This is a genomic window from Methylophaga sp., assembly GCF_048266885.1.
Classification (GTDB): Bacteria; Pseudomonadota; Gammaproteobacteria; order Nitrosococcales; family Methylophagaceae; genus Methylophaga.
The window spans coordinates 40,511-63,352 of sequence record NZ_JBLWYR010000016.1 but is presented as its reverse complement, the minus strand read 5'-3'; the positions used below and the strand labels follow the sequence as shown (position 1 = coordinate 63,352).

The 22,842-nt window shown below is 44.2% G+C and carries 24 protein-coding genes; 19 read left to right on the top strand and 5 right to left on the bottom strand.

Annotated elements, in window-relative coordinates; all coding sequences use genetic code 11:
* Positions 1 to 140 precede the first annotated feature (140 nt).
* The 4 genes from ACN0V2_RS09355 to ACN0V2_RS09340 are packed head-to-tail and all read left to right on the top strand — an operon-like array spanning position 141 to position 4,538.
* Positions 141 to 605 carry a (2Fe-2S)-binding protein gene (locus ACN0V2_RS09355; RefSeq protein ID WP_417550546.1) on the top strand — a complete coding sequence of 155 codons (465 nt, stop codon included), beginning with the start codon at positions 141 to 143 and terminating at the stop codon, positions 603 to 605.
* Positions 602 to 2,920, top strand: coding sequence for a molybdopterin cofactor-binding domain-containing protein (locus ACN0V2_RS09350; protein ID WP_417550545.1), 2,319 nt, complete (start codon positions 602 to 604; stop codon positions 2,918 to 2,920). Before ACN0V2_RS09355 ends, ACN0V2_RS09350 begins: the two co-directional genes overlap by 4 nt.
* 2 nt (positions 2,921 to 2,922) lie before the next feature.
* A complete protein-coding gene (locus ACN0V2_RS09345) occupies positions 2,923 to 3,915 on the top strand; it encodes an XdhC family protein (protein WP_417550544.1) in 993 nt (330 codons plus the stop codon).
* A gap of 8 nt (positions 3,916 to 3,923) precedes the next feature.
* Positions 3,924 to 4,538: a nucleotidyltransferase family protein gene (locus ACN0V2_RS09340; protein ID WP_417550543.1), complete on the top strand. Its 615-nt coding sequence runs from the start codon at positions 3,924 to 3,926 to the stop codon at positions 4,536 to 4,538.
* A 3-nt stretch (positions 4,539 to 4,541) separates the two neighbouring features.
* Here ACN0V2_RS09340 and ACN0V2_RS09335 read toward each other — a convergent pair whose 3' ends face one another.
* Both ACN0V2_RS09335 and ACN0V2_RS09330 read right to left on the bottom strand, forming a co-directional pair.
* On the bottom strand, positions 4,542 to 5,273 hold the full coding sequence (locus tag ACN0V2_RS09335) for a Crp/Fnr family transcriptional regulator (RefSeq protein ID WP_417550541.1): 732 nt from the start codon (positions 5,271 to 5,273) through the stop codon (positions 4,542 to 4,544).
* A 294-nt stretch (positions 5,274 to 5,567) separates the two neighbouring features.
* Positions 5,568 to 5,732, bottom strand: coding sequence for a DUF1328 domain-containing protein (locus ACN0V2_RS09330; RefSeq protein ID WP_136555018.1), 165 nt, complete (start codon positions 5,730 to 5,732; stop codon positions 5,568 to 5,570).
* 207 nt (positions 5,733 to 5,939) lie between these two features.
* Between ACN0V2_RS09330 and ACN0V2_RS09325 the strand changes: the two genes are divergently transcribed.
* The 11 genes from ACN0V2_RS09325 (at position 5,940) to ACN0V2_RS09275 (ending at position 15,608) form a co-directional block, all read left to right on the top strand.
* Positions 5,940 to 6,125 (top strand): hypothetical protein, encoded by a 186-nt coding sequence (locus ACN0V2_RS09325; RefSeq protein WP_417550540.1) that lies wholly within the window; start codon positions 5,940 to 5,942, stop codon positions 6,123 to 6,125.
* Between the two features lie 86 nt (positions 6,126 to 6,211).
* Positions 6,212 to 6,481, top strand: a complete 270-nt coding sequence (locus tag ACN0V2_RS09320) for a hypothetical protein (protein ID WP_417550539.1) — start codon at positions 6,212 to 6,214, stop codon at positions 6,479 to 6,481.
* Positions 6,482 to 6,526: 45 nt separating this feature from the next.
* Positions 6,527 to 6,961, top strand: coding sequence for a hypothetical protein (locus ACN0V2_RS09315; protein ID WP_417550538.1), 435 nt, complete (start codon positions 6,527 to 6,529; stop codon positions 6,959 to 6,961).
* A 76-nt stretch (positions 6,962 to 7,037) separates the two neighbouring features.
* A complete protein-coding gene (locus ACN0V2_RS09310; RefSeq protein ID WP_417550537.1) occupies positions 7,038 to 7,394 on the top strand; it encodes a hypothetical protein in 357 nt (118 codons plus the stop codon).
* 42 nt (positions 7,395 to 7,436) lie between these two features.
* Positions 7,437 to 7,628 (top strand): hypothetical protein, encoded by a 192-nt coding sequence (locus ACN0V2_RS09305; protein ID WP_417550536.1) that lies wholly within the window; start codon positions 7,437 to 7,439, stop codon positions 7,626 to 7,628.
* A 128-nt stretch (positions 7,629 to 7,756) separates the two neighbouring features.
* Complete coding sequence (locus ACN0V2_RS09300) at positions 7,757 to 9,142, top strand: sodium:solute symporter family protein (RefSeq protein WP_417550535.1); 1,386 nt, start codon at positions 7,757 to 7,759, stop codon at positions 9,140 to 9,142.
* Positions 9,143 to 9,190: 48 nt separating this feature from the next.
* Positions 9,191 to 9,451 (top strand): hypothetical protein, encoded by a 261-nt coding sequence (locus ACN0V2_RS09295; protein ID WP_417550534.1) that lies wholly within the window; start codon positions 9,191 to 9,193, stop codon positions 9,449 to 9,451.
* A 32-nt stretch (positions 9,452 to 9,483) separates the two neighbouring features.
* On the top strand, positions 9,484 to 9,804 hold the full coding sequence (locus ACN0V2_RS09290; RefSeq protein WP_417550533.1) for a hypothetical protein: 321 nt from the start codon (positions 9,484 to 9,486) through the stop codon (positions 9,802 to 9,804).
* Between the two features lie 70 nt (positions 9,805 to 9,874).
* Positions 9,875 to 11,170 carry a TolC family protein gene (locus ACN0V2_RS09285; protein WP_417550532.1) on the top strand — a complete coding sequence of 432 codons (1,296 nt, stop codon included), beginning with the start codon at positions 9,875 to 9,877 and terminating at the stop codon, positions 11,168 to 11,170.
* A 4-nt stretch (positions 11,171 to 11,174) separates the two neighbouring features.
* Positions 11,175 to 12,401, top strand: coding sequence for an efflux RND transporter periplasmic adaptor subunit (locus tag ACN0V2_RS09280; protein WP_417550531.1), 1,227 nt, complete (start codon positions 11,175 to 11,177; stop codon positions 12,399 to 12,401).
* Between the two features lie 72 nt (positions 12,402 to 12,473).
* The gene (locus ACN0V2_RS09275) at positions 12,474 to 15,608 is read left to right on the top strand and encodes an efflux RND transporter permease subunit (RefSeq protein WP_417550530.1); all 3,135 of its coding nucleotides are present in this window, start codon (positions 12,474 to 12,476) and stop codon (positions 15,606 to 15,608) included.
* Positions 15,609 to 15,668: 60 nt separating this feature from the next.
* On the opposite strand, the gene ACN0V2_RS09270 is transcribed toward ACN0V2_RS09275, so the two are convergent.
* Positions 15,669 to 16,058 (bottom strand): DUF4168 domain-containing protein, encoded by a 390-nt coding sequence (locus ACN0V2_RS09270; RefSeq protein ID WP_417550529.1) that lies wholly within the window; start codon positions 16,056 to 16,058, stop codon positions 15,669 to 15,671.
* Positions 16,059 to 16,263: 205 nt separating this feature from the next.
* On the opposite strand from ACN0V2_RS09270, the gene ACN0V2_RS09265 reads away from it, so the two are divergent.
* Together ACN0V2_RS09265 and ACN0V2_RS09260 are read left to right on the top strand one after the other, a co-directional pair.
* On the top strand, positions 16,264 to 17,718 hold the full coding sequence (locus ACN0V2_RS09265) for an ATP-binding protein (protein ID WP_417550528.1): 1,455 nt from the start codon (positions 16,264 to 16,266) through the stop codon (positions 17,716 to 17,718).
* On the top strand, positions 17,715 to 19,142 hold the full coding sequence (locus ACN0V2_RS09260) for a sigma-54-dependent transcriptional regulator (RefSeq protein ID WP_417550527.1): 1,428 nt from the start codon (positions 17,715 to 17,717) through the stop codon (positions 19,140 to 19,142). Before ACN0V2_RS09265 ends, ACN0V2_RS09260 begins: the two co-directional genes overlap by 4 nt.
* Here ACN0V2_RS09260 and ACN0V2_RS09255 read toward each other — a convergent pair.
* A complete protein-coding gene (locus ACN0V2_RS09255) occupies positions 19,139 to 20,278 on the bottom strand; it encodes a WG repeat-containing protein (protein ID WP_417550526.1) in 1,140 nt (379 codons plus the stop codon). The genes ACN0V2_RS09260 and ACN0V2_RS09255 overlap by 4 nt on opposite strands.
* Positions 20,279 to 20,427: 149 nt before the next feature.
* On the opposite strand from ACN0V2_RS09255, the gene ACN0V2_RS09250 reads away from it, so the two are divergent.
* Positions 20,428 to 20,835: a hypothetical protein gene (locus tag ACN0V2_RS09250; RefSeq protein WP_417550525.1), complete on the top strand. Its 408-nt coding sequence runs from the start codon at positions 20,428 to 20,430 to the stop codon at positions 20,833 to 20,835.
* Positions 20,836 to 20,901: 66 nt separating this feature from the next.
* A complete protein-coding gene (locus ACN0V2_RS09245) occupies positions 20,902 to 21,768 on the top strand; it encodes an alpha/beta hydrolase (RefSeq protein ID WP_417550524.1) in 867 nt (288 codons plus the stop codon).
* Here ACN0V2_RS09245 and ACN0V2_RS09240 read toward each other — a convergent pair.
* A complete protein-coding gene (locus ACN0V2_RS09240; RefSeq protein WP_417550523.1) occupies positions 21,765 to 22,751 on the bottom strand; it encodes an NAD(P)/FAD-dependent oxidoreductase in 987 nt (328 codons plus the stop codon). The two genes, ACN0V2_RS09245 and ACN0V2_RS09240, sit on opposite strands and share 4 nt — an antisense overlap.
* Positions 22,752 to 22,842 lie beyond the last annotated feature (91 nt).

Here is a 22,842-nt window from a genome sequence, read left to right as displayed (position 1 = left end):
TAACGAATAGAAAATTGTTTTTGTCCTTTTTTGAAAGGACAATGTCCTTAATCAAACGATAATCTTTTGCTGATAATATCGTTACTTACAAAATGACTGATGACGGTCATCCACTTTTAGATCCCAACAGGAAATTCACAATGAAATTATCGATCAATGGCGAAAGTCATGAAGTCAATTTACCTGAAGAAATGCCGATTCTATGGACGTTACGTGATGTACTAGGTATGACTGGTACTAAATTTGGATGTGGTAAAGCATTATGTGGTGCATGCACTGTGATGCTCGATGGTCAACCAATTCGATCATGCTCCACGCCGATCAGTGCTGCAAAAGACAAACAGATCACCACAATCGAAGCGGTAAGTGAAGATAAAATCGGCCGCGCCATTCAGCAAGCATGGGTAGAGTTAGGCGTGCCGCAGTGTGGCTACTGTCAGTCTGGGCAAGTAGTCTCTGCAACGGCTTTATTGCGTAGCAATGCCAACCCTAGTGATGCCGATATCGATAATGCGATGAGTGGCAATATCTGTCGTTGTGGTACCTATAACCGAATCCGTGATGCAATTAAATTAGCGGCCACTAACAGTGGAGGTGCACAATGAATAAGCCACTTAAAAACGAAAGCCTGCAAAGCCAAATCACCAATATTAGCCGCCGTAACCTATTAAAAGGTTTCGCTTTAACTGGCTTTGTTTTAGCCGTGGGCATGCCTTTTAGCAGTTTTGCTGAAGATGAAGAAGCACCCAAGTATGGTCGTGACGCAATGCCTAATGGTTGGGTAGATAATCCATTAATATTTGTTGCTATTGCTGAAGACGGTACAGTCACTATCGTTTGTCACCGTTCTGAAATGGGACAGGGTGTGCGGACCAGTTTACCGATGGTGGTTGCGGATGAACTTGAAGCCGATTGGGATCGCGTCAAAGTCATACAGGCTCCCGGTGATGAAGCACGCTATGGTAATCAGGATACTGACGGATCTCGTAGCGTAAGACATTTCTTTATGCCGATGCGTAATGTTGGTGCTGCTGCCAGAATGATGCTGGAAGCTGCCGCTGCAGCGCATTGGGGTGTTGGTGTTGATGAAGTATTCGCTGAAAACCACCAAATCAAACATAAATCGTCTGGTAAAACGATGAGTTATGGCGATTTGGCCAAAGCGGCTTCAGCGTTGGATGTGCCTGAACGTGAAAAATTGCAGTTAAAAACAGCCGATCAATTTCGTTATATCGGCAAGCAGTCCACTAAATTAATTGATGGTGATGACATCGTCACTGGTAAAGCTATCTACGGTATTGATGTGCAGTTAGATGGTATGGCACACGCAGTCATTGCTCGCCCACCAGTCTATGGCGGTAAAGTGAAGTCTTACGATGATAGCGAGACGCTGAAAGTCCCTGGCGTGATTAAAGTTGTCACTTTGAAGGGCAGCCCTCCACCTGCTGTATTTAATCCTTTGGGTGGTGTTGCGGTCATTGCTGAAAATACTTGGGCTGCCATGCAAGGTCGTGAAAAGCTGAAAATTGAGTGGGATCATGGCGACAATGCCAGTTACAACTCCGATGAGTATCGTCAGCAAATGCTGCAAGCAGCTTCAACCTCTGGTGGCAAAGTGCTTCGTAGTAGTGGTGATGTCGCCAAAGCCTTAGAAAACGCTGATAAAACCTTTAAGGCTGATTATTACATTCCACATTTATCTCAGGCACCGATGGAGCCCCCGGTTGCCACAGCCCGAATTCAGGACGGTAAATGTGAAGTTTGGGCTCCGACTCAGGCAGCACAAGCTGGCAGAGATACGGTAGCCAAATGGCTTGAAATGCCTGCCGAAGACGTTACAGTGCATGTCACGCTATTGGGCGGAGGGTTTGGTCGTAAATCCAAACCAGATTACTTGGTCGAAGCTGCCTTACTTTCTAAAGCGATGGATGGGCGTGCTGTTCAGGTGACATGGAGTCGTGAAGACGATATACACAACGGTTATTTGCATACCGTTTCGATTGAGCATCTTGAAGCGGCAGTAAACGCTGAGGGTAAAACCACGGGATGGTTACATCGCACCGTCGCACCATCGATATCATCAACATTCGATGCCTCTTCTGAGCATCAAATGCCAATCGAACTGGGCATGGGGGTAATGAATATTCCTTTTGCCATCGACAATATTCAATTAGAAAACCCTGCTGCCAAAGCGCATACCCGAATTGGATGGTTTCGGTCAGTAGCCAATATTCCACGTGCCTTTGCGATTCAATCTTTTATTGCAGAAATGGCCAATGAATTAGAGCAAGATCACAAAGCGTTTTTATTGGAATTGATAGGTCCGAGCAGAAAAATTGACCCAGTTGAACTTAAAGACGAATGGAATTATGGCGAGTCTCCAGAAGCGTATCCGCTGGATACCGGAAGATTGCGCCGAGTAGTCGAAACGGTTTGTGAAAAAGCCAATTGGGGAAGAGATTTACCGGCCGGTCGTGGGCTAGGTCTGGCGACGCATTACAGCTTTGTCAGTTATACCGCGGCAATTGTTGAAGTTGAAGTCTCAGAAGACGGTGAATTAACGATTCCAAGAATTGATATTGCCGTGGATTGTGGCCCCCAAGTGAATCCAGAGCGGATCCGTTCGCAGATGGAGGGCGCCTGTATTATGGGTGTCAGCCTAGCGATGGTGGGTGAAATCAGTTTTAAAGATGGTGCTGTTGAGCAAGATAACTTTGATAGCTATCAAGTGACCAGAATGAATGAGTCGCCTCGCGAAGTTCATGTGCACTTGTTGCCGACCGAAGATTTTAATACTCCATTAGGAGGCATAGGTGAACCTGGCCTGCCACCCATAGCACCGGCTTTATGCAATGCCATTTTTGCTGCAACGGGTAAGCGGATTCGTGATTTACCAATTCGCTATCAACTGGAAAGCTGAGTATGGATAGCGTCGATTTGACGGTATTTAAAACGTTGCAGAAATGGTTGCAAGCCGATTTGAATGTTTGGCTAGTGACTGTGGTGAAAACGTTTGGATCTAGCCCTCGACAACCGGGGGCGATGTTGGTGCTGCGTGAGGATGGTGTCTTAGTTGGTTCAGTCTCAGGCGGCTGCATTGAAGACGATCTGGTGAGCAAAGCTCAATTAGGCGAGTTACCGACGGAGCGAGCTGAATTAGCGGTTTATGGAGTCACTCGTGAAGAGGCACAGCGCTTCAATTTGCCTTGTGGCGGGACGCTGGAGTTGGTTATCGAACCGATAAAAAATGCTGATTGGGTAGAGAAAGTGCTCAACGCTATTAGCGCCCATCGTTTGATAAAGCGCGATTTACAGCTTTCATCCTTACAAACGCATTGCAGTGATGCCAAAGCATCAGACACGGCTGTACAGATCTCGGATCAGCAACTTTCAGTTGTGTATGGCCCCAGATGGCGTTTATTAATTATTGGTGCCGGTCAAACCTCAGTCTATCTGGCAAATATGGCACAGGCGCTGGATTATCAGGTTTCCATTTGTGAGCCACGCGATGCTATGCGAGAGAGCTGGGATATCCAAGACGTTGAACTGCTCAATATGATGCCCGATGATGCCGTGTTGGCTATGCAGCCTGATGCCCATACGGCTATTGTGGCCCTAACGCATGATCCCAAACTTGATGATATGGCTTTATTGGAGGCTCTTAAGTCCGCAGCGTTTTATGTTGGGGCTTTAGGCAGTAAAAAGAATAATGCAAATCGTCGTCAACGTTTGGCGATGTTTGATTTATCAGCTATGGAAATTGATCGACTGCATGGCCCAGTGGGCTTGCCAATTGGTAGCCGAACGCCTCCTGAGATTGCCATCGCCATATTAGCTGAGTTGATTGATTTAAGACGAAATCATCACATTAATAAAGCCAGTGCCACGGTCAAAGCACCATCAGTTTGTAACTGAGTTAAAAGATGTCCAATTTAGCAGGAATCATTCTAGCGGCTGGAAAATCAACGCGTTTTGGTTCAGACAAATTGTTATATGAACTCAATATTTCAGGTAACCGTCACCCACTTATTCAACATGCTTTGCTGCCTTGGTTTTCAGTATTTGATGAATTATCTGTTGTTATCAGAGCTAATGATAACCAGATACTAAAACGGACTATCTTGGGGTTTGCTGAAGTTCAGCATAAAACGATTAACGTGATTGAGTGCAAAAGTGCTACTTTTGGAATGGGACATAGTCTGAGTGCTGGCATTAAGTTTAATCATGGAGCTGAAGCTTGGGTGGTCGGTTTGGCTGATATGCCATTCATTCCTGCAGATGTGTTAACGGAGGTTTGTCAGAATTTAAAAGAGGGCGCCGACATTACGGCACCCTATGTTCGCGGACAACGTGGTCATCCGGTTGGATTTAATAGTCGTTATAGAGATGAGTTATTGGCTCTGGTAGGAGATTCCGGCGCCAAAAAACTGCTTGAAAGAGATGTTGAAAATATCCAAAAAATCGAGACTGAGCATCAAGGTGTTTTAGCGGATATTGATTGTATGAATGATCTAATTGTTATTGAGCGATTTGATTAAGCCTTAGTCTTGTCTTGCCCAGTTTGAGTGGCTGTCTAAATAATTCCGGTCAAAACCTGATATTTCAATGAGGCCTTCCAGATCCAGAATCTGAATATTGCCATTATGCGATTCGAGTAGACCTTCATCACGCAGCACTTTGAATGTACGGCTGACATGCACTGATGACAAACTTAAGGTGTCACCAATGATAGTTTGATTCATTGGCAATTCAAACTGGTCGGCATCCACATTAAGTCTTACTTTCATTTCAACAATAAAGTGCGCCAAACGTTCTACAGCACTGCGACGTCCTATATTGATAACCCGTTCAATTAGCATGGATTGTTCGCGAGCTAGTATTAAGAAAAATAAATCGGTTAAGCGCGGTGCCTGATCAAATATTTCAGTCAAACGTTGGCGAGGAAACGGGCAGGCTTTCACTTCCGTCAATGTTCGAAATTCGGAAAGATTTCGATCAAAACTGATTTCTCTCAAACCAAGGATTTGTCCTGGTAAAAAAATATCCAGCACCTGCCGTTGACCGTCGGCAAGGGTACGCATGGCACAAGCCCAGCCGGACTGAAGCGTAAAAAAACGTTCTGCTTTACCGCCTTCAATCGCCATTGGCTGATCAGCCTCAAAGTCTCGAGGATCTTTTTCTAATGCTTTTAATAAATTTATTTCATGGTCGTTGAGATCAGCAAATTTCTGAAACTGATGAACAATACAACTACCAGGTAAAGATGAGTCCATAAGTATTCCTTATATCCACATAGAAATTGCGATTGGGGTGAAATATACCCTGATGTGGAAATTAAGTTAATAAATTTACTGTCAAGCCAAAAAAAAGACACCACCCGAGTGAGGGCAGTGTCAAAGGTTACCATTTAAACTATTATTCAGCTAAGCCGACCAATAATTAAAATGGTTGGGGTGACTGTTATTTCATTTTGATCAAATACCTATAACCCGAAAGGATTTATAAGCTAACTGATTTCTTGTTATTGATGATTTAAAATTCTTATAAAAACAGACAAATAGAATTAGTTAAAGAGGCGGTCTACGTCCGGTAATAAAAAATATCAAGGCGAGCACTAAACCGACAACAAATAAAATCCAGGCAATACTACTTGCCGTTCCAGCAACACCCGTTAATCCTAAAGCACCGGCGATAATTGCGACAATCAGAAATGTTAACGCCCAACTAATCATGGTATATCCTTGTTAAAGTTGATGGGAGTTATACCTTAGGTCGATTATAAAAAAAGCTCCTTAACACAGGTTAAAGCGAAATTTAAGTCAAAAAGTTAGCTTGGGAGTACACTTGAAAAAGTGATGTAATAAATGTTTCACTGAATGCTAATAAAATGCATTTTTACATTTACACATACAAACTTAAATTTTCAGAGGTAAATGATTATGTTAAATAATACTGATTCAAATCCATTCCGTCTGCTATGCAAAATTTTGCTTATGACATTTGCCTTGTCGAGTGTTGGCTTTATAACTGCTTGTGAAAATCAAGGTCCCGCTGAAGAAGCTGGTGAAGAAATAGATGAAAGTATTGAAGAGTCTGGCGATGCTATCGAAGAAGCGACAGATTAAAAAATTGAAGTAATCAGTTCAATTTAGCTGTCACAACCTTAGCTGTTCTTCAAACGGCAGATAATTTTTTTCAAGGAGATATTTACATGGCAACGGCTCAAACTAATCAAGAACTTCAAGAGCAACTAGATACACTGCGTAAAGACTTTGCTGAAGTTACCAAAACATTAAAAGATATGACGGCAGCTTATGCCAAAGAAAGCCAAGATCGTGTCAAAGTTGCAGCAGGCTATGCACAGGATCAAGTAAAAGAATCTTTTACTAAGGTTCAAGGCGAAGTTGAAAGTCATCCCTACAGCAGCATGGCAGTTGCTTTCGGTATCGGTTTAGTGATTGGCAAAATCCTGGATCGATAAGCAAACCTGAGTTATGCATGGATACTGAGTAGTTAGGAGATAAGCATGGGCTGGCGTTCCAGAGTACAAATTAATACCGTGGCATTAACAGTCTCAACACTGTTAGGCATATTTGCGCTAGGGTTCGCTGGCTTTGCTGTTTATCTGGCATTGCTGGTTCATTATCCACCGAATATTGCTGCAGTTATGACAGCTGGAGGATATGCTCTAGCGGCAATAATAGTGATGCTGATAGCAAAGTTTGCAGTGTATCGCACCAAAATTGCTTCTCCAAGTATCGAAAGGTCGAGAGCTCCTGATGTGGACGACCTGGAAAATGTTTTACAATCAGTTATAACGCCAGCCATCACTAAAATGATTCATCAACATCCTGGTAAATCAGCTATGGCTACCTTACTCGCGGGATTAGTTGTTGGTTACAATGATGATTCACGTGATGCTGTGAAAAATGTCTTAAAACGTTTTTTTGAACAAAAATAATGTTTAAGGGCTGATAAATCTGACGATAGTTAGATAACATAAGCATTCAGTTCTATTGACATCAGGCAGGTGTGCTGTGGGGAAAAAACTGAATCGTACCGCAGGTAAAATGCGGATTGAGACTTTGCAAAATCAACGCAAAGAGCGGATCGCAAAAGCAGGTTTATTGCTTGAGCGGTGGGGACAGCAAGAAAGAGTTCCTGTTTCAGGCGGAGCAGAATTAAGTGAAGTTGATCCTGAATTTATTGAGGATCAAATGACAGCGGAAGTGCTTAGTTCGTTAACCGCGGAACATATGCGTATAGTCACACAGCACTGGTCTCAAGGTCATTCTGCTGTTGAGATTGCTGAGATGGAAGATCAACCTCGAAGTGAAATACGACAGACATTGGCATTAGTTATTGAACAAGTTGCCGATAAAGTTTTGAAGTAAGCTGCCGATAAGACTTTTAGTAAACGAATTAGGGAGATGATAATGGAAACAACTAATGTTGCTGCAATGGCGACCCAGTTGTCAGTACAACAATCAGCCCAGCAGCAGATGGTCGCTACGCTAAAACTTAGCAATGACCAAATTAAGGCTCAGGGTCAGGCTGTTTTGCAATTATTGGATGCGGTGCCAATGCCTCAAGGTAATTTGGGTAATATCATTAATGTAAAAGTATGATTGCCTAATCTAACCTTAATTAGCATAAATTAACTAAAACCACCCCAGACATTGCCTCGGGTGGTTTTTTAATGCCTGAAAACCACGTAAGCTTCAACCAGACTTCATTCATATGGAAATACCGGTATATGGAAACTTACGTTGTAATTGTTTACTTGATTATCGTCTTGCTTATTGGGCTTTGGGCAGGTCGGGGCATAACAACCATGCACGAATATGCCTTGGCTGGAAAATCCTTTGGTACATTGGTGATTTTTGCCACGTTATCAGCATCGTTTATAGGTGGTGGATTTTCGATGGGCAATGCAGAAAAAGTATTTCTGGTCGGTATTAGTAATATCGTTGCCTTGTGGGGCTTCAGCATCAAAGAAATTCTGGTCGCAAAATATATTGCGCCACAAATGATGCGTTATCCCAATGCCATTTCTGTGGGCGACATTATGCATGAGCATTATGGTAAAGGGGCTCGGCTATTTAGTGGCGTATTTTCACTGGCTTTGTGTGCAGGGATCCTTGGCGCACAAATCGGCGCAATGGGTTACGTGTTTAATCTGTTTCTTGATGTCGATCGAGTTTGGGGTGTGTTGATTGGCTGCGGTATCGTCATTGCTTATGCCACAGTGGGTGGTATGCGTTCTGTGGTGTGGACCGATGTTATTCAGTTTATCGTACTGGCAGTCGGTATTCCGATGACATTATATTTTGGCTTACAGCATGTCGGTGGCTGGCAATCGATGCAAAGTAGTTTGCCGGATGCACATCTGTCTTTACCAACAGAACCATTAGCAATCATTGCTTTATTGTCATTATTTTTAACGTTCATGTTGGGTGAAACATTAGTTCCACCTTATTTACAACGTTTGTTGATTGGTAAAAGCAGTAAAGATGTTATTCGAGGTTCATTGTTAAGCGGGTTATTTTCGATTCCGTTTTTTGCCGTCACTGGTTTAATCGGTTTGGTGGCTCTCGCCATGCAACCAACGTTAGATGCTAATTTGGCGATGCCTTATGTTATCCAACAGGCTGTTCCCCCGATCTTGCAGGGTATTGTGGCTGCCGCAATAGTCTCAATTATTATGTCTTCGGCAGATTCGTTTTTAAATTCTGCATCAATTGCTTTTAGTAATGATATTGTGACTCCGCTGCGAAAAACACCATTAACAGCCAAAGCAGAATTAATGTTGGCTCGCGTTGTCACATTGCTAGTAGGTGTTGCTTCGATGGTTTTTGCTTTGTCGATAGACAGCGTGATTGATATTTTGATCTACGCTTATAACTTCTGGGCTCCGACAGTATTGGTGCCTTTAACGATGGCGATTTTGGGATGTTATGTGAGTCGTAAACGATTTATAGCGGGCGCTATTGCTGGCATCGGTTCTGCCATCGTTTGGAATGTGATATTGCAACAACCTTGGCAAATTGATGCATTAGTAATCGGGTTTTTTGCTAATCTGATTGCCTTTACTACGGTTGATAAAGCCGCAGCAAATGCCGCTAAATTGGCTCGGGTTTAATGGTTTCTAAGATTACCGTAAGCGTAATCTATTGGTGAGGAATAACGGATGAGAATATCTTTAGCACACTTTCGCCAGCTACTGGTTTTGCCGATATTTATTGCATTGACGAGCTGTGCTGCCTATAGCGTGGTCAATAGTGATCGTTATTCCGGATCATCCAGTGCGGTTCCTGCTGAATATATTCCATCACCTGGATTTTGTCGTATTTGGTATAAAAACCGTACACCCGAACAACAACCTGCTCAGGGTGATTGTGAAACGTTGAAACAGAATATTCCTGAAAATGCAGTGTTATTAAAAGGCTGACTCTTATGATGCAATTACGTTAATATTCATCCATGATTATCCGACTGCGTATGCTGACTGCTGTATTTGTTATCATCAATTTATTGATGGTCAGCGTTGTCACTGCGTCTGTCGCTCATTTGCCGGACGATCATTATTCAGCCCATCTGAGTATCGTGCATAGTCACGCTGATCATGACCATCAACATGAGGAAGTTGATCATGATCATCAACTTCATCTGCATATCGTTGCTGATTTAGTTAGTTTTTCGATGATTTTTCAGGCTCGCACTGCTGATGCAGTCTCTTCCTCCATCAGCAGTCAGCTGGTTACTTTGTATTATTCCCCTCTGTTACCGCCTCCCAACGCTTAACTCCATAACGTTTTAAACAACTTAATGTTTTGCTGCCTGCTTTTCAGCTGGTGGTGTTATGGAGTTCATCATGAATGATCAAAAAATTCTTTCCGCTAACAGGGTAATTATTTCCCTGATAATCTTCTCGTTATTGTTACTAACATCAACTGTGCGAGCTGACAGTCAGTCAAGTCTGGATCTGACCACAGCGATTGAACGCACCTTGTTACAAAGTCCACGACTACAACAGTTTCCTTATCAACAGCGGGTACTGGAAGCTCAACGGTTACAAGCTGGTTTACCTCCAAATCCACAAATACAAGCGGATGTAGAAAATGTGTTTGGTACTGGCGAGAGCCGGGTTCTTTCCGGTGCTGAATTCACTCTTTCATTAAGCCAACTGATCGAAATGGGTGATAAACGTCTGAAACGTGTCGATCTTGTCGATGCGAAATCTAGCCAGATACAGCAGGACTTTGAGCGCCAACGCCTAGATACGCTGTCTGATGTCACTATGAAGTTCCTGCAGGGGCTACGAATTGATGCCTTATTAAACTGGAATCAACAACGTATTCAGATTGAGCAGCAAGCGTTGGACGTTATCAACCAGCGGGCCGCTGCAGGCGCTGTCGGTCAAGCTGATGTGTTACGCATGCAGTTATTAGTCGAACGTTCCAAAGCTCGGCAGCAACAGCTCAGTGGTGAGCGTCAACTGGCCTATCAGCAACTGGCAGCCAGTTGGGGAGAAGAAGTTGATTTTGCTAGCCTTGAAGGCAAATTGCAGCAGCTACCTACCTTGCCTAAACGAGAAATGTTGGAACAAGCTATTAGCCAGTCACCGACGTATTTACAAAGCCATGCATTAATTCGCTTACGTGAAGCGCAATTAAGGTTAAGCGAGGCACAATCCAAAGCTGACATTAGCTTTGGAGCAGGCATACGGCGCTTAGAAGCACAAAATGACAATGCCTTGGTGTTTAGTTTTTCGATGCCATTGCAGTTATACGATCGGAATCAGGGCAATATCGCCGCTGCTCATGCAGATTATGAAGCCGGCATGTTGCAGCAACAACTCACGCAAACCGAATTACGGATGGCTTTACTGGAAATATATCAAGCTATGCTGAATAACCATCAACAAAACGATCGGTTACAACAAACCCTTATTCCTCTGACCCAAAAATTGTTGAAACAAACTGAAGCTGGGTATCAATCTGGCCAGTACAACGTGTTGCAATGGATTGATGCACAAATCGAAGCATTCAGCGTGGAACGTGAACTGATCGAAGCTCAGACTGCTGTGCATAGCCAGTTACTTGAGCTTGAACGGTTAACTGGAATGCCGCTCAGTAGTTCGATGTTTACCACCAGTTTTCAGGAATAAACCAATGAAATTAATAACATTATTATTTAGTCTGCTATTACTGCCATTGTCGATGCCGCTAGCCGCACCTGGCCATGACCATGCCGATCCTCATGATCATGAAGAACCTGTGGAAGGACCGCATGGTGGGCGTTTATTGGAAAGTGGTGAGTTTTCGTTGGAAATCACTTTTTATGAACAAGGTGTGCCGCCGGAACTGCGGGTTTATGCATTTGAGCACAATAAGCTAGTTGATCCTGAGCAAGTCGGGTTGATGGTCACGCTCGTTCGCCTGGATGGTGAACAGAATCTTATCGACTTTGCTGCTGAAGCCGATTACCTCGTCGGCGATACAATCGTTGATGAACCACATTCATTTGAAGTGGCGGTGGAGGCGGAATATCAGGGACAGTCCTATCACTGGCATTACGATAATTTTGAGGGTCGTAGTGAGATTAGCGATCGTCTGATAAAACTGTCTGGTCTTGAGACGGAGATAGCTGGTCCACAAACCTTGTCGATTAAAAATGCGTTATACGGTGTGATTACCGTAGCTGAAAATCGTCAATTTCGCATTCATGCTCCCTATCCCGGAATTATTGAGTCGGTGTTGGTGAATACCGGCGATAAAGTCAAAAAAGGCCAGGCATTACTGACGGTGCGTAATCAAGTCACTTTGCAAAGTTATTCCATCAATAGCCCTGCAAACGGTGAAGTGACGCAGCGTAATGCAAATGCAGGTGATCACAGTGATATGGGTAATTTACTGCAAATAAGTGATTTATCACGGGTTTGGGTCGAGTTGTCGATGTTTCCTGCTGATATTGAACAACTTCGGGTCGGTATGCCCATTCAAGTAAATGATTTACATCTGCATGAATCAGCCGAGACAACCATCAGTTATATCTCGCCGAAAATGACCGCCGGTCATATAGCGCGTGCTCGGGCTGAAATTAGTAATACCCACGGCAATTGGCGACCTGGCATGCACGTCAATGCTGAAGTAATGGTTGAGCAATATCCTGCAGCGTTAGCCGTTAAGCGAAGTGCCATCCAAACCTATCGTGATATGCCGGTGGTGTTTGTGCGCTATGGCAATACCTTTGAAGTAAGAATGCTCACGCTAGGCAAACAGGATGATGACTATGTCGAGGTACTTTCAGGTTTAAAACCCGGCAGTGAATACGTAACAACAAATAGTTTTCTGCTCAAAGCGGAAGAGCTCAAGTCAGGTGCTACCCATGATCACTAGCGCTTGTTTAGCTTTATTCCAACTCACAACAGAGGCGGCTATGAAAGATAAACAGGCCCTTTGGAGCAGATTATGATTAATTTAATTGTACGATTTTCTGTTGAACGCCGATGGTTAGTGCTTTTTTTGACAATACTTATCGCCGGAGTGGGCGCTTACAATGTTTTTCAGCTCAATATTGATGCTGTGCCGGATATTACCAATGTGCAGGTACAAATCAATTCTGAAGCGGATGGTTATTCCCCGTTAGAAGTTGAGCAGAGAATTACCTACGCTGTTGAAAATGCGATGGCAGGATTACCTAATCTAGATTACACCCGTTCATTGTCCAGATACGGTTTATCTCAAGTGACGGTTGTGTTTAAAGAAGGTACCGATATTTACTTTGCTCGACAGCTCATCAGTGAGCGATTGCAAAGTATTCGCAGTGCTTTACCGGCGGAGATAGAACCCGAAATGGGGCCTATTTCAACCGGATTGGGCGAAGTATTCACCTATAGCGTTCAAGCTGAAACGGACGCTTTAAAAGCAGATGGTACGTCTTACTCAGCTGAGGATTTACGCACTATTCAGGATTGGATTATTCGTCCTCAACTGATGAAAGTGCCCGGCGTTACCGAGATTAATGGTATTGGTGGTTTTGAACGCGAATATCAGGTTGCTCCCGATCCCGCTAAATTGCTGGCTTATAAGATCAGTCTTGCTGACCTTAACGAGGCATTGCTTCGCAATAACCAAAACGCTGGTGCAGGCTATATCGAACGCAATGGCGAACAATGGCTGGTGCGTACTCCGGGCCAATTAACTTCGCTGGAGGATATTGCCAATGTAGTTATTACCAAACGAGATGACACGCCGGTTCGGGTTTCTGATGTTGCAGCGGTTTTTTATGGAAAACAGTTGCGTACTGGCGCAGCCACGCGAGATGGGCAGGAAACGGTTTTAGGTACAGCTTTTATGCTGATTGGCGAAAACAGTCGAGTAGTCGCCAAAGCCGTAGCCGAAAGGTTAGCCTTGGTTAATCAAAGTTTGCCTGATGGTGTAATCGCCGAAGCGGTATACGACCGCACTACATTAGTGGATAAAACACTTAAAACGGTGCAGAAAAACCTGTTTGAAGGTGCTTTACTAGTCATCGTAGTGTTGTTTTTATTATTGGGTAATTTTCGAGCAGCATTGATAACGGCATTGGTTATCCCATTAAGCATGCTGTTTGCAATTACCGGTATGGTCAGTAATCGTGTTTCAGGGAATTTGATGAGCCTTGGCGCAATTGATTTTGGGCTCATTGTTGATGGGGCGGTGATCGTGGTGGAAAACGCTTTACGCCGTTTGGGAATGGCTCAACAACGTTTGGGTCGTTTGCTAAGTTTGCAGGAACGCCTGGCGGAGGTGATTGACAGTACCCGTGAAGTGTTTAACCCCGCCGTATTTGGCATGTTTATTATTATGCTGGTGTATTTGCCCATTTTTGCGCTCAGTGGAGTTGAGGGCAAAATGTTTCATCCCATGGCCTTTACCGTAGTAGCGGCTTTAATTGGAGCCTTGCTGTTTGCGGTAACGTTTGTCCCCGCAGCGATTGCAGTAATGATCACCGGCAAAGTGGCTGAACGTGAAAATCCAATTATGCGTATGGCTCGTTGGGGGTATCAACCCTTTTTAAAGTTGTCAGTACGTTTACCGATGCTCATTGTGTTATTCGCTACGCTGTTTGTTAGCATCACTGCTTATTATGGCTCGAAATTAGGCAGTGAATTTCTGCCACAGCTCGATGAGGGGGATATTGCTTTGCACGCCCTGCGTGTTACCGGCACAGGCTTGGAACAATCTGTGGCAATGCAAAATCAACTGGAATCAGTGATAGGAGAATTTCCGCAGGTTCAACATGTGTATTCGAAAATTGGTACACCGGATATTGCTACTGATCCTATGCCTCCTAGTGTCGCCGATACCTTTGTTATCCTCAAACCCTATGATGAATGGCCCCAACCTCAACAAAGTAAAGCTGAATTTTTGGCTGAATTACGTGAGAAGGTTGAAGCTGTACCCGGCAACCTTTATGAATTTACTCAGCCAATTGAAATGCGTTTCAATGAGCTGATTGCTGGCGTTAGGGCGGATGTCGCATTACGAATTTATGGTGATGATCTTGAGACGCTTTATCAGTTAGGCGGGCAAGCTGAGCAGATGTTGTCAGAGGTTGACGGCGCCACGGATGTACGGATGGAGCAGCTCACCGGTTTACCCATGTTGTCGATTGAACCACAACGTGATCATCTGGCCTTATTGGGATTGGATATTGTCAGTGTGCAGCAGGCCATTCAAACGGCTATTGGTGGCACAACTGCTGGGCTGATTTACGAAGGCGATAAACGTTTTCGTATTATGGTGCGCCTAGCGGATGAGCTACGCGAAAATCCTGATCGTTTAGCAAAATTACCTATTTCATTACCGAATAGTGATGATCAAGATTTATCGTATGTGCCGTTGGGTGAAATCGCAGATATTTATGAAATCAGTGGCCCGAATCAGATAAACCGTGAAAGTGGTAAGCGCCATGTGATTATAAGTGCCAATGTGGCTGATCGAGATCTAGGTTCATTTATAGGTGAGGTGCAGCAAAACTTTCAACAATTGAATTTGCCAGCCGGTTATTGGCTGGAATATGGCGGGACATTTGAACAGTTGGAATCAGCCAGCAAACGTTTGATGGTTGTTGTACCCGTGACTTTACTGCTGATTCTACTGTTACTGTTTAGTGTATTCAATTCATTGAGGGATGCTTTGCTGATATTTACCGGCGTGCCGATGGCCTTAACGGGAGGATTAATTGCACTCATATTAAGAGATATGCCCTTATCAATTTCAGCAGCGGTGGGCTTTATTGCGTTGTCAGGCATCGCGGTATTAAACGGTGTGGTGATGTTGACGTTTATCCGCCAATTACGTGAACAAGGTTTGGCATTAATCGAAGCGGTATTTCAAGGTGCTATGCAACGTTTGCGGCCGGTATTGATGACTGCCTTAGTAGCGGGGTTAGGATTTTTACCGATGGCGCTGAATACGGGAACCGGAGCAGAAGTGCAACGTCCGTTAGCCACAGTTGTGGTGGGGGGGATTGTGTCTTCCACGCTCTTGACGCTAGTTGTTTTACCGGCGTTGTATCTTTTAGTCCATGGATACAAAAAAGTGGCTTCGTCCAAATGACAGAAATGAAAAAGCCGGGAGAACCCCGGCTTTTCCACAACAAACGAAGCTGACACGAACTTAGTTCAGCATAGATTGCACTTTATCGCGCAATTCAGGATCACTTTGGATGGCCAAAGCGATATTACTGTATGTTTCTACATCTAAGCCTTTATCTTGAACGGTCTGAACCATTTTTTGGCTTGCTTCTTGTTGTAACTGTGCTGCTTGGTCTGGATCTTCTGTGCTTTCCAGACGACCTGAGTAGTCACTACGGATCCCTTCAAGATCTTCCTGAACATCCGCAAATTTTTTCAAATCAGCTTCACTGAAATCAGCAGCTTGATTAGATTCTGGCATAGGAGCTTGAGGAGCCGCTTGCTGTGGAGCTTGAGTGCCTTGCTCTGCCATCGCAGAAGTGCTCAAACCTAATGCCATTAAGATTGAAACTAATGTGGCTGTTTTTTTCATGGTGTTTTCCTTTAATGATTGTGGAACACACAGAGTAAGTAGCTAGTTCTGTGCCAAAAACATTGGCAAACTTAAGGTGTTGAAATTTAAAGGTAAATAAAAATTCTTGCTTATGAACTTAAATTTGATTGGCTTGACCACTACAGTATGGTGTGTCATTTTGGCTCATGTGCCATAAACTCAAGTTTTATTAAAGGCTCTAAAGATGCGATTCCCTTCGATTTTTAGCAATCTACGTTTAGTGCTGATCATGCAAGTTGCCTTACCGGTTTTATTGGTATTGGCTGCCATTTTGGCAATTGGCCTCTCCATGGTGGGTCAATTTATCGAAGAACGTATGCAACGTGATTTGCAGCAGGTCGCTAGGACTATTCATTTACCGGTTTCACAAGCACTTGAACGTGAGGATTTAGATCAATTGCAAAATAGTATGGCCTCGGTGTTTGGTATAACCGAAGTGTATGGCGCCTATTTATTTGATGCCAAAGGGAAACGTCTAAGCAGTTTTGGTGTGGTCAATCCCACTAAGGAACAGGCAACCGATGCGTTAGAGCAAATTGTACAAGGTGAGTTTGCTCAATACGAACGGATTCGTGGCCAAAATGTATATTCGTTTTTTATGCCATTGTTTGATGCCACTGGGCAGCCCAATGGTTTGCTGCAAGTGACACGCCGGCGTAGTGATATCGATCGGGAATTAACCGAATTAAAATATTGGGCCTGGGGTGGTTTTGCCTTGGTGTCATTAATTATTTTAGGCGTGATTACCTTTTCTCATCAACGGGCCATTGAAACACCGTTACAGCGATTGGTCGAAAGCATGCGGCGAGTCAGTCAGGGGGATCGGCATCACCGGGCAGCAGAGCAAGGGCCCATTGAAATCAGTCAATTAGCTCAAGGGTTAAATGGCATGCTGGATGCGATCGAACAAGCCGAAACGAGTGAAGCTCAACAACGTTCTGCCCGAGAACAAATGGCTGAGAGGCTAAGGCAAACTGAAACTATGGCAGCTCTTGGGCAATTGTCAGCAGGTGTGGCACATGAATTAGGTGCTCCATTAACAGTAGTTGATGGCCGCGCCAGTCGATTATTACGCCGTATTGATAATGAAAAAGATGTTAATGAGCTAAATGATATCCGCCAGCAAGCGGCTCGGATGACCTCCATTATTCAACAATTACTCAGTTTTGGTCGTTCATCACGGGCTGAGATGCGCGATCTGGATGTATTGTCTTTAGTAGAAAGATCCCAAGCCTTGCTCGCTGATCAAGGCTACCAAATCAAGCTTATCGAAGGACCAAAGGCCATTACAAAAGGTGATTCGTTAAGTTTGGAACAGGCCTTAGTCAATTTATTACGCAATGCCTGTCAGGCATGTCCAGCTGGACCTGTTGAACTGTCATGGCAAGTAGATGAGCAAATACACATTCATATAGATGATGCTGGACCAGGTATTACGGATGATCAACAAAGCCAGGTTTTTGAGCCTTTTGTGACCACTAAAGCACCTGGCGAAGGTAGTGGTCTTGGCTTGGCCATTGTGCAAAGGATTATGCGCGAACATCAGGGAGAGGTGAAATTGACTCATAGCCCACTGGGCGGTGCTAGATTCAGCTTAATTCTACCCTTGATAACAACACATTCCGGAACAACACTATGACGTTAAAACAGCAGATGAATCTGCCAATCTTGTTAATAGAAGATGATCAGGCCCTCGCCAGGTTAATCACTGATGAATTAGAGGCGGAGGGTTGGAGTCTAGTCGTTCATCACCAAATCCAATCGGCGATGGATTGGTTAACCATTAACCAGCCGGCATTGATAGTCACGGATCTGCGACTACCCGATGGTGATGGTATGAAAGTGGTAGAGCAGGTGGTCACGCATTGGCCAGAAGAACAACGCCCTGGGCTGATTGTTATTACCGCATTTGGCAGTGTGCGTCAGGCGGTTCATGCGTTGCAAGCGGGGGCTGATGATTTTCTCACCAAACCGTTGGATTTAGAGCACTTTCTGCTGGCGGTGGAAAGAGTTGTGGCCACTCGAAAATTGCATGATGAGTTATTTCAGTTTCGCAAACTCAATCGACAACCTGCTTTTCATCAGATGTTTGGCCGCAGTGAAGCGATGCGCAATCTATTTGAGCAAATAAAGGTAATTGGTCGTGCGCAGGGGCCAGTATTGATTAATGGCGAAAGTGGTACCGGTAAGGAATTGGTTGCCAAAGCCCTTCATGCTGAAAGCGACCGTGCTGATGGACCATTTTTAGCCGTCAATTGCGCCGGTATACCTCAAGAATTATTAGAAAGTGAATTTTTTGGTCATGCGGCCGGGTCATTTACTGGGGCCAAAAAAGCCCGCAAAGGTTTATTACAAGAGGCCAATGGTGGCAGCCTGTTACTGGATGAAATAGGTGAAATGCCAATGGCTTTACAGGCAAAGCTATTACGGGCGTTGCAAGATGGCTCGATTCGTCCAGTGGGTCAGGACACTGAGGAAAAAGTCGATGTTCGAATCATTGCGGCCACGCATCGGGATTTAAAGCAAAAAGTCGTCGAAGGCAGCTTTCGAGAAGATTTGTTCTATCGACTAGAAACCTTTGCTTTATCGGTGCCACCATTAAGGGAGCGAGAAGAAGACAGAGAAATTTTGGCACAGCAGTTTTTACAACAACTGGCCGTCTCGCAAGGGCGAAAAATTCAGGGTTTCAGCGACAAGGCATTGGAAATTATTCGCGAGTATGCTTTCCCGGGGAATGTCCGGGAACTACAGAATGTGGTGGAAAGAGCCTTTGCATTTTGTACGGAAGATTGGGTGCAACCACAACATTTACCAACACGGTTACTGGAAAACCAATCGACACCACAAGAGTTGGTAAGGCCTGATATGGAGAAGCACAATGATGATTTATTGGCTGGGGCTGTATTACCAACCTTAGATCAGTTACAAAAACGTTATGTAAATCTGGTGTTACAAGAAGTAGATGGTAATAAGCGACGTGCTGCTGCGCTACTCGGTATCGGGCGTAGGACTTTGTACAGGTGGCTAGATGAAGAAAGCGATGAAGCGGAAGAGCTGAGTTAGTCTTTCGAAATATAACCCCATTTATCAAGAATTTTTATCGCGGCCAACCCTTCGCTAAATGGATGAGCGTGTTCAAACTGGGGTTTGATAACCACTTCACCCTGACGATTGATAAAACCATATTGGCGATAGTTATGAGTTATCACGGCTAAACCATCTGAAAATGAATAGCCCCATACGTATTCCGGTTCAATTTCGATATTGCCGTCAGTGTTGATATAACCAACCATGGCATTTTTTTCTACACGGGCTAGCCCTTCGCTAAAATTCCAAGCATCCTCAAAATACGGTTTTACTACCATTTCACCCTGAGAATTAATGAAGCCGTATAAACCATTCTGTTTGATGACGGCAAAGCCTTCGCCAAAGGCTTTAGCTTGTTCGAACTGTGGTTTTATCAGCCAGTCACCCTTTGTATCGATATATCCCCATTGCCCATCGACTAAGACAGCAGCAAATCCTTCGCGAAATACTCTGGCCTGAGCATACTGTGGCTCAATCACCATATTGCCCTGTGCATCAATATAGCCCCAGTTTTCACCGATCTTAACGGCTGCACGTTGTTCGCTGAAAATATGAATTTCATCATATTGAGCAGCAATAACTTTTTCACCTTGTGTATTAAGATACCCCCAGTGTTCATTTTGTTGAAAGCCCGCCAAGCTTTCAGAGAAAACACCTACTTTGTCATATTGAGCCGAGATTACTTCTTTGCCGAAAGCATCTAGAAACCCCCATTTACCGTCGTTGATAAACGCAGCATAGCCCTGTTTGAAAGACTGGATTTTGGGATAAGTGGGCTGCAAAATCGTCTGACCATTACGGTCAACGATGCCCCATAGATTATCTTGACGGTAGGCGGTGACACCACTGTCCAAATCATTAATTTCATCTGCTGTGAATAAAATTTCACCATCGGGATTAATCATCGCAAAATTTGCCCGACCTTGATTGGCAATCATTATGGCTGCGCGCTTATTGTTAAAACTGCCTGCATCATCGAAAATCAAATCAATCTTCAGATTTTCTACATAAGCCATGGTAGGCTGGACAGCATAACTGGTAGCGATGCCAGTAAGCAGTAATGTCAGCGCAGACAAATAATATCCCAATGTTTTTAAAAGCTTTTTATTCATAACCACAGCCACACCTTAGGAGTTCTCTTAATAGTAAGTCTGTTCTCGATATGGTGAAAATATCGTGAAAGCAAATTTTGGGAAAAATCGCTCTGGAAGCTGCATTGCAGCTTAAGTGATAGTGAATCAACAATGCTGATGGAGAAAGTATGGAAAAGGATGAAGATACTTATATCGCGCTGAAAATGATGGCAGAAACCATTGATCTGAGCTCACGCAATGATAATGATGAGATTATCGGCCTTGAATATTACGTTAATCTGCATGTGTTGACTGACCAAGAATTGGCCGAATTAACTCAGCTTTGGGAACAAAAGTTGGCCACTTGCCAAAAAGAAAAACTGGCTTCGCAATTTACCGTAGTTCAGGTGTTTGGCTTAATTGGTTTGGCGATGCTGATTGCCTGGTTATCAGGAGGCATTGCCGGTGCAATTGCCAGTATGATTGGCATTGTGGGCATGATAGCGATGATAGAGGACAAACGTGTTAAGAAAGCAAAGCGTAACTTAAAAGATGCTGAAAAGGTGTGCAATAAGCTTCGTACCGCTGCGCGTTAGCCTGCTTTAAGGAACCTCTGTCCAGCTGACTCAGTCTGCAGTAGCAGCTAACTTCAGGAATATTATGTGTTTCGACAGCTTGTTAAAACGGTTTTTGGCGGTTTCTCTGCGCTTTCCTTAAGTGCTTGCTCACCCGTAACGGTATTAAATGCGATGGTGCCGGAATCGGGTTATCAACATCAAGCGGATATTCAATATGGCGATCTTCCTCGACATAGACTGGATATTTATCAGCCAGTGAAGTCGACAGGGTCAAAAACACCTGCAACCGTCATTTTCTTTTATGGCGGTGGCTGGGAGGCCGGCGAAAAAGCGGATTATAAATTTGTCGCAGAAGCACTGACCTCACAAGGTGTCATGGTAGTTATTCCTGATTATCGCGTTTTCCCTGAAGTTATATTTCCTGAATTTATCGAAGATGCTGCTCAATCAGTGGCCTGGACCAAACAGCATATTGCCGAGTATGGCGGCGACCCGGAACAACTGTTTATTGCAGGACATTCCGCAGGTGCCCATATTGCGGCAATGGTAACGCTTAATCCGGTGTATCTTCAGCAGGTTGAAATGCAACCACAGCAGCTGCGAGGGATGATTGGTTTAGCCGGACCATATGATTTCTTGCCATTAAAAAGTGAAACCTTAAAACAGATTTTTGGCGATGAAGACGGTCAATGGCAAAGTCAGCCAGTTAATTATGTCACCACCGATCATCCACCCATGTTATTGCTGGTGGGGAGTGACGACCGTACGGTGTTGCCACGTAACAGTTTCCGATTGGCTGAAAAACTTAAGCAGCATGGCAACTCAGTAGAGCTAGTTGAATTGAATGGTTACGGCCATGTGGCGTTGGTTGCCAAGTTGGCCAAGCCTTTGCGGGGTAATGGAGCTCTACTGACGCCGATAGTTAATTTCATTGAGCAACATCGCGATTAAGTTAAATGTGGCATAAGTTGTTCTGCTAAGGCATCAGCGCTACTGAAAGCAGCTTCAACCCGTCCCTGAATGCACCAATCACCGCACGCGGCTAATTTCAATTGGCTATCTAGGAAAGCTTGCTGACCCATTTGAGTCTGAATATTGGCAAAGACCCAGCGTTTGAGATCTACATGACTGGCTTTCGAAGTGTCTATACCACTAATACGTCGGACTTCTTCCAGCATCAACTGTTGAATAGTTTTATCAGTTTGCTGCAGGTGTTTTTCAGCCCAGAGATTATTTGCTTGAATCACCATGGAAAACCCTGCAGCACGTGAAGGCTTGCTGCTATTAACGGACATCCAGCTAATGATGGCGTCACTGACCAAGGCAGCTTGCCAATCTAAATCGAGGGGGTGATCAAATCCTAGCATCAGTGCGTAACAAGCCAGCATTTCTATTTGCTGAATTGCCTGAATATTCTCAAAACTATCAGGTAACAAATTTGCGGATTGTTTAGCCGGAAGACAGCAAATCACCCAGTCAAATTGCTCTGCTACCAGTTTATCGTCACTAAATAAGCACCATTTTCCATATCGCTGCTGGAGTTGAGTGATTTGACAGTTAAACTGAATATTTAGTGGTTTAGCGAGAGTTTCTGCAATGGCTTGCATGTCCGGACTGCCCACATAGTGCGGATAGTCAGCATTCCATTGGCGCTTTGCGATGGGCTTTGAAGCTGAAAACTCTACGAATTTTGCATCCCAGCGTTCAATTGCCCGCTGTTCGATTAAGGGTTGAATAAATTGGGTAAAACGCTGAGTTTTAACCGTAAAAAATTGCGCGCCATGATCAAAACTAAACGATCCCGCGGATCGTGAAGCTAATCGACCTCCAGCACGTTGGGCTTTATCGAATATCTCTACGTCAGCATAGGCTTGAAGCTGATGGGCCAGCGTCAAACCTGCCATCCCACTGCCGATAATCGCGATTTTGCTCATGGTATTCCGATGTTAAATGAATTCGGCAATCAGACCAGAGTGATGCTATGAGGTTTCCAGCAGGCAAAAAAAAGCCCCAATCCGAAGATTG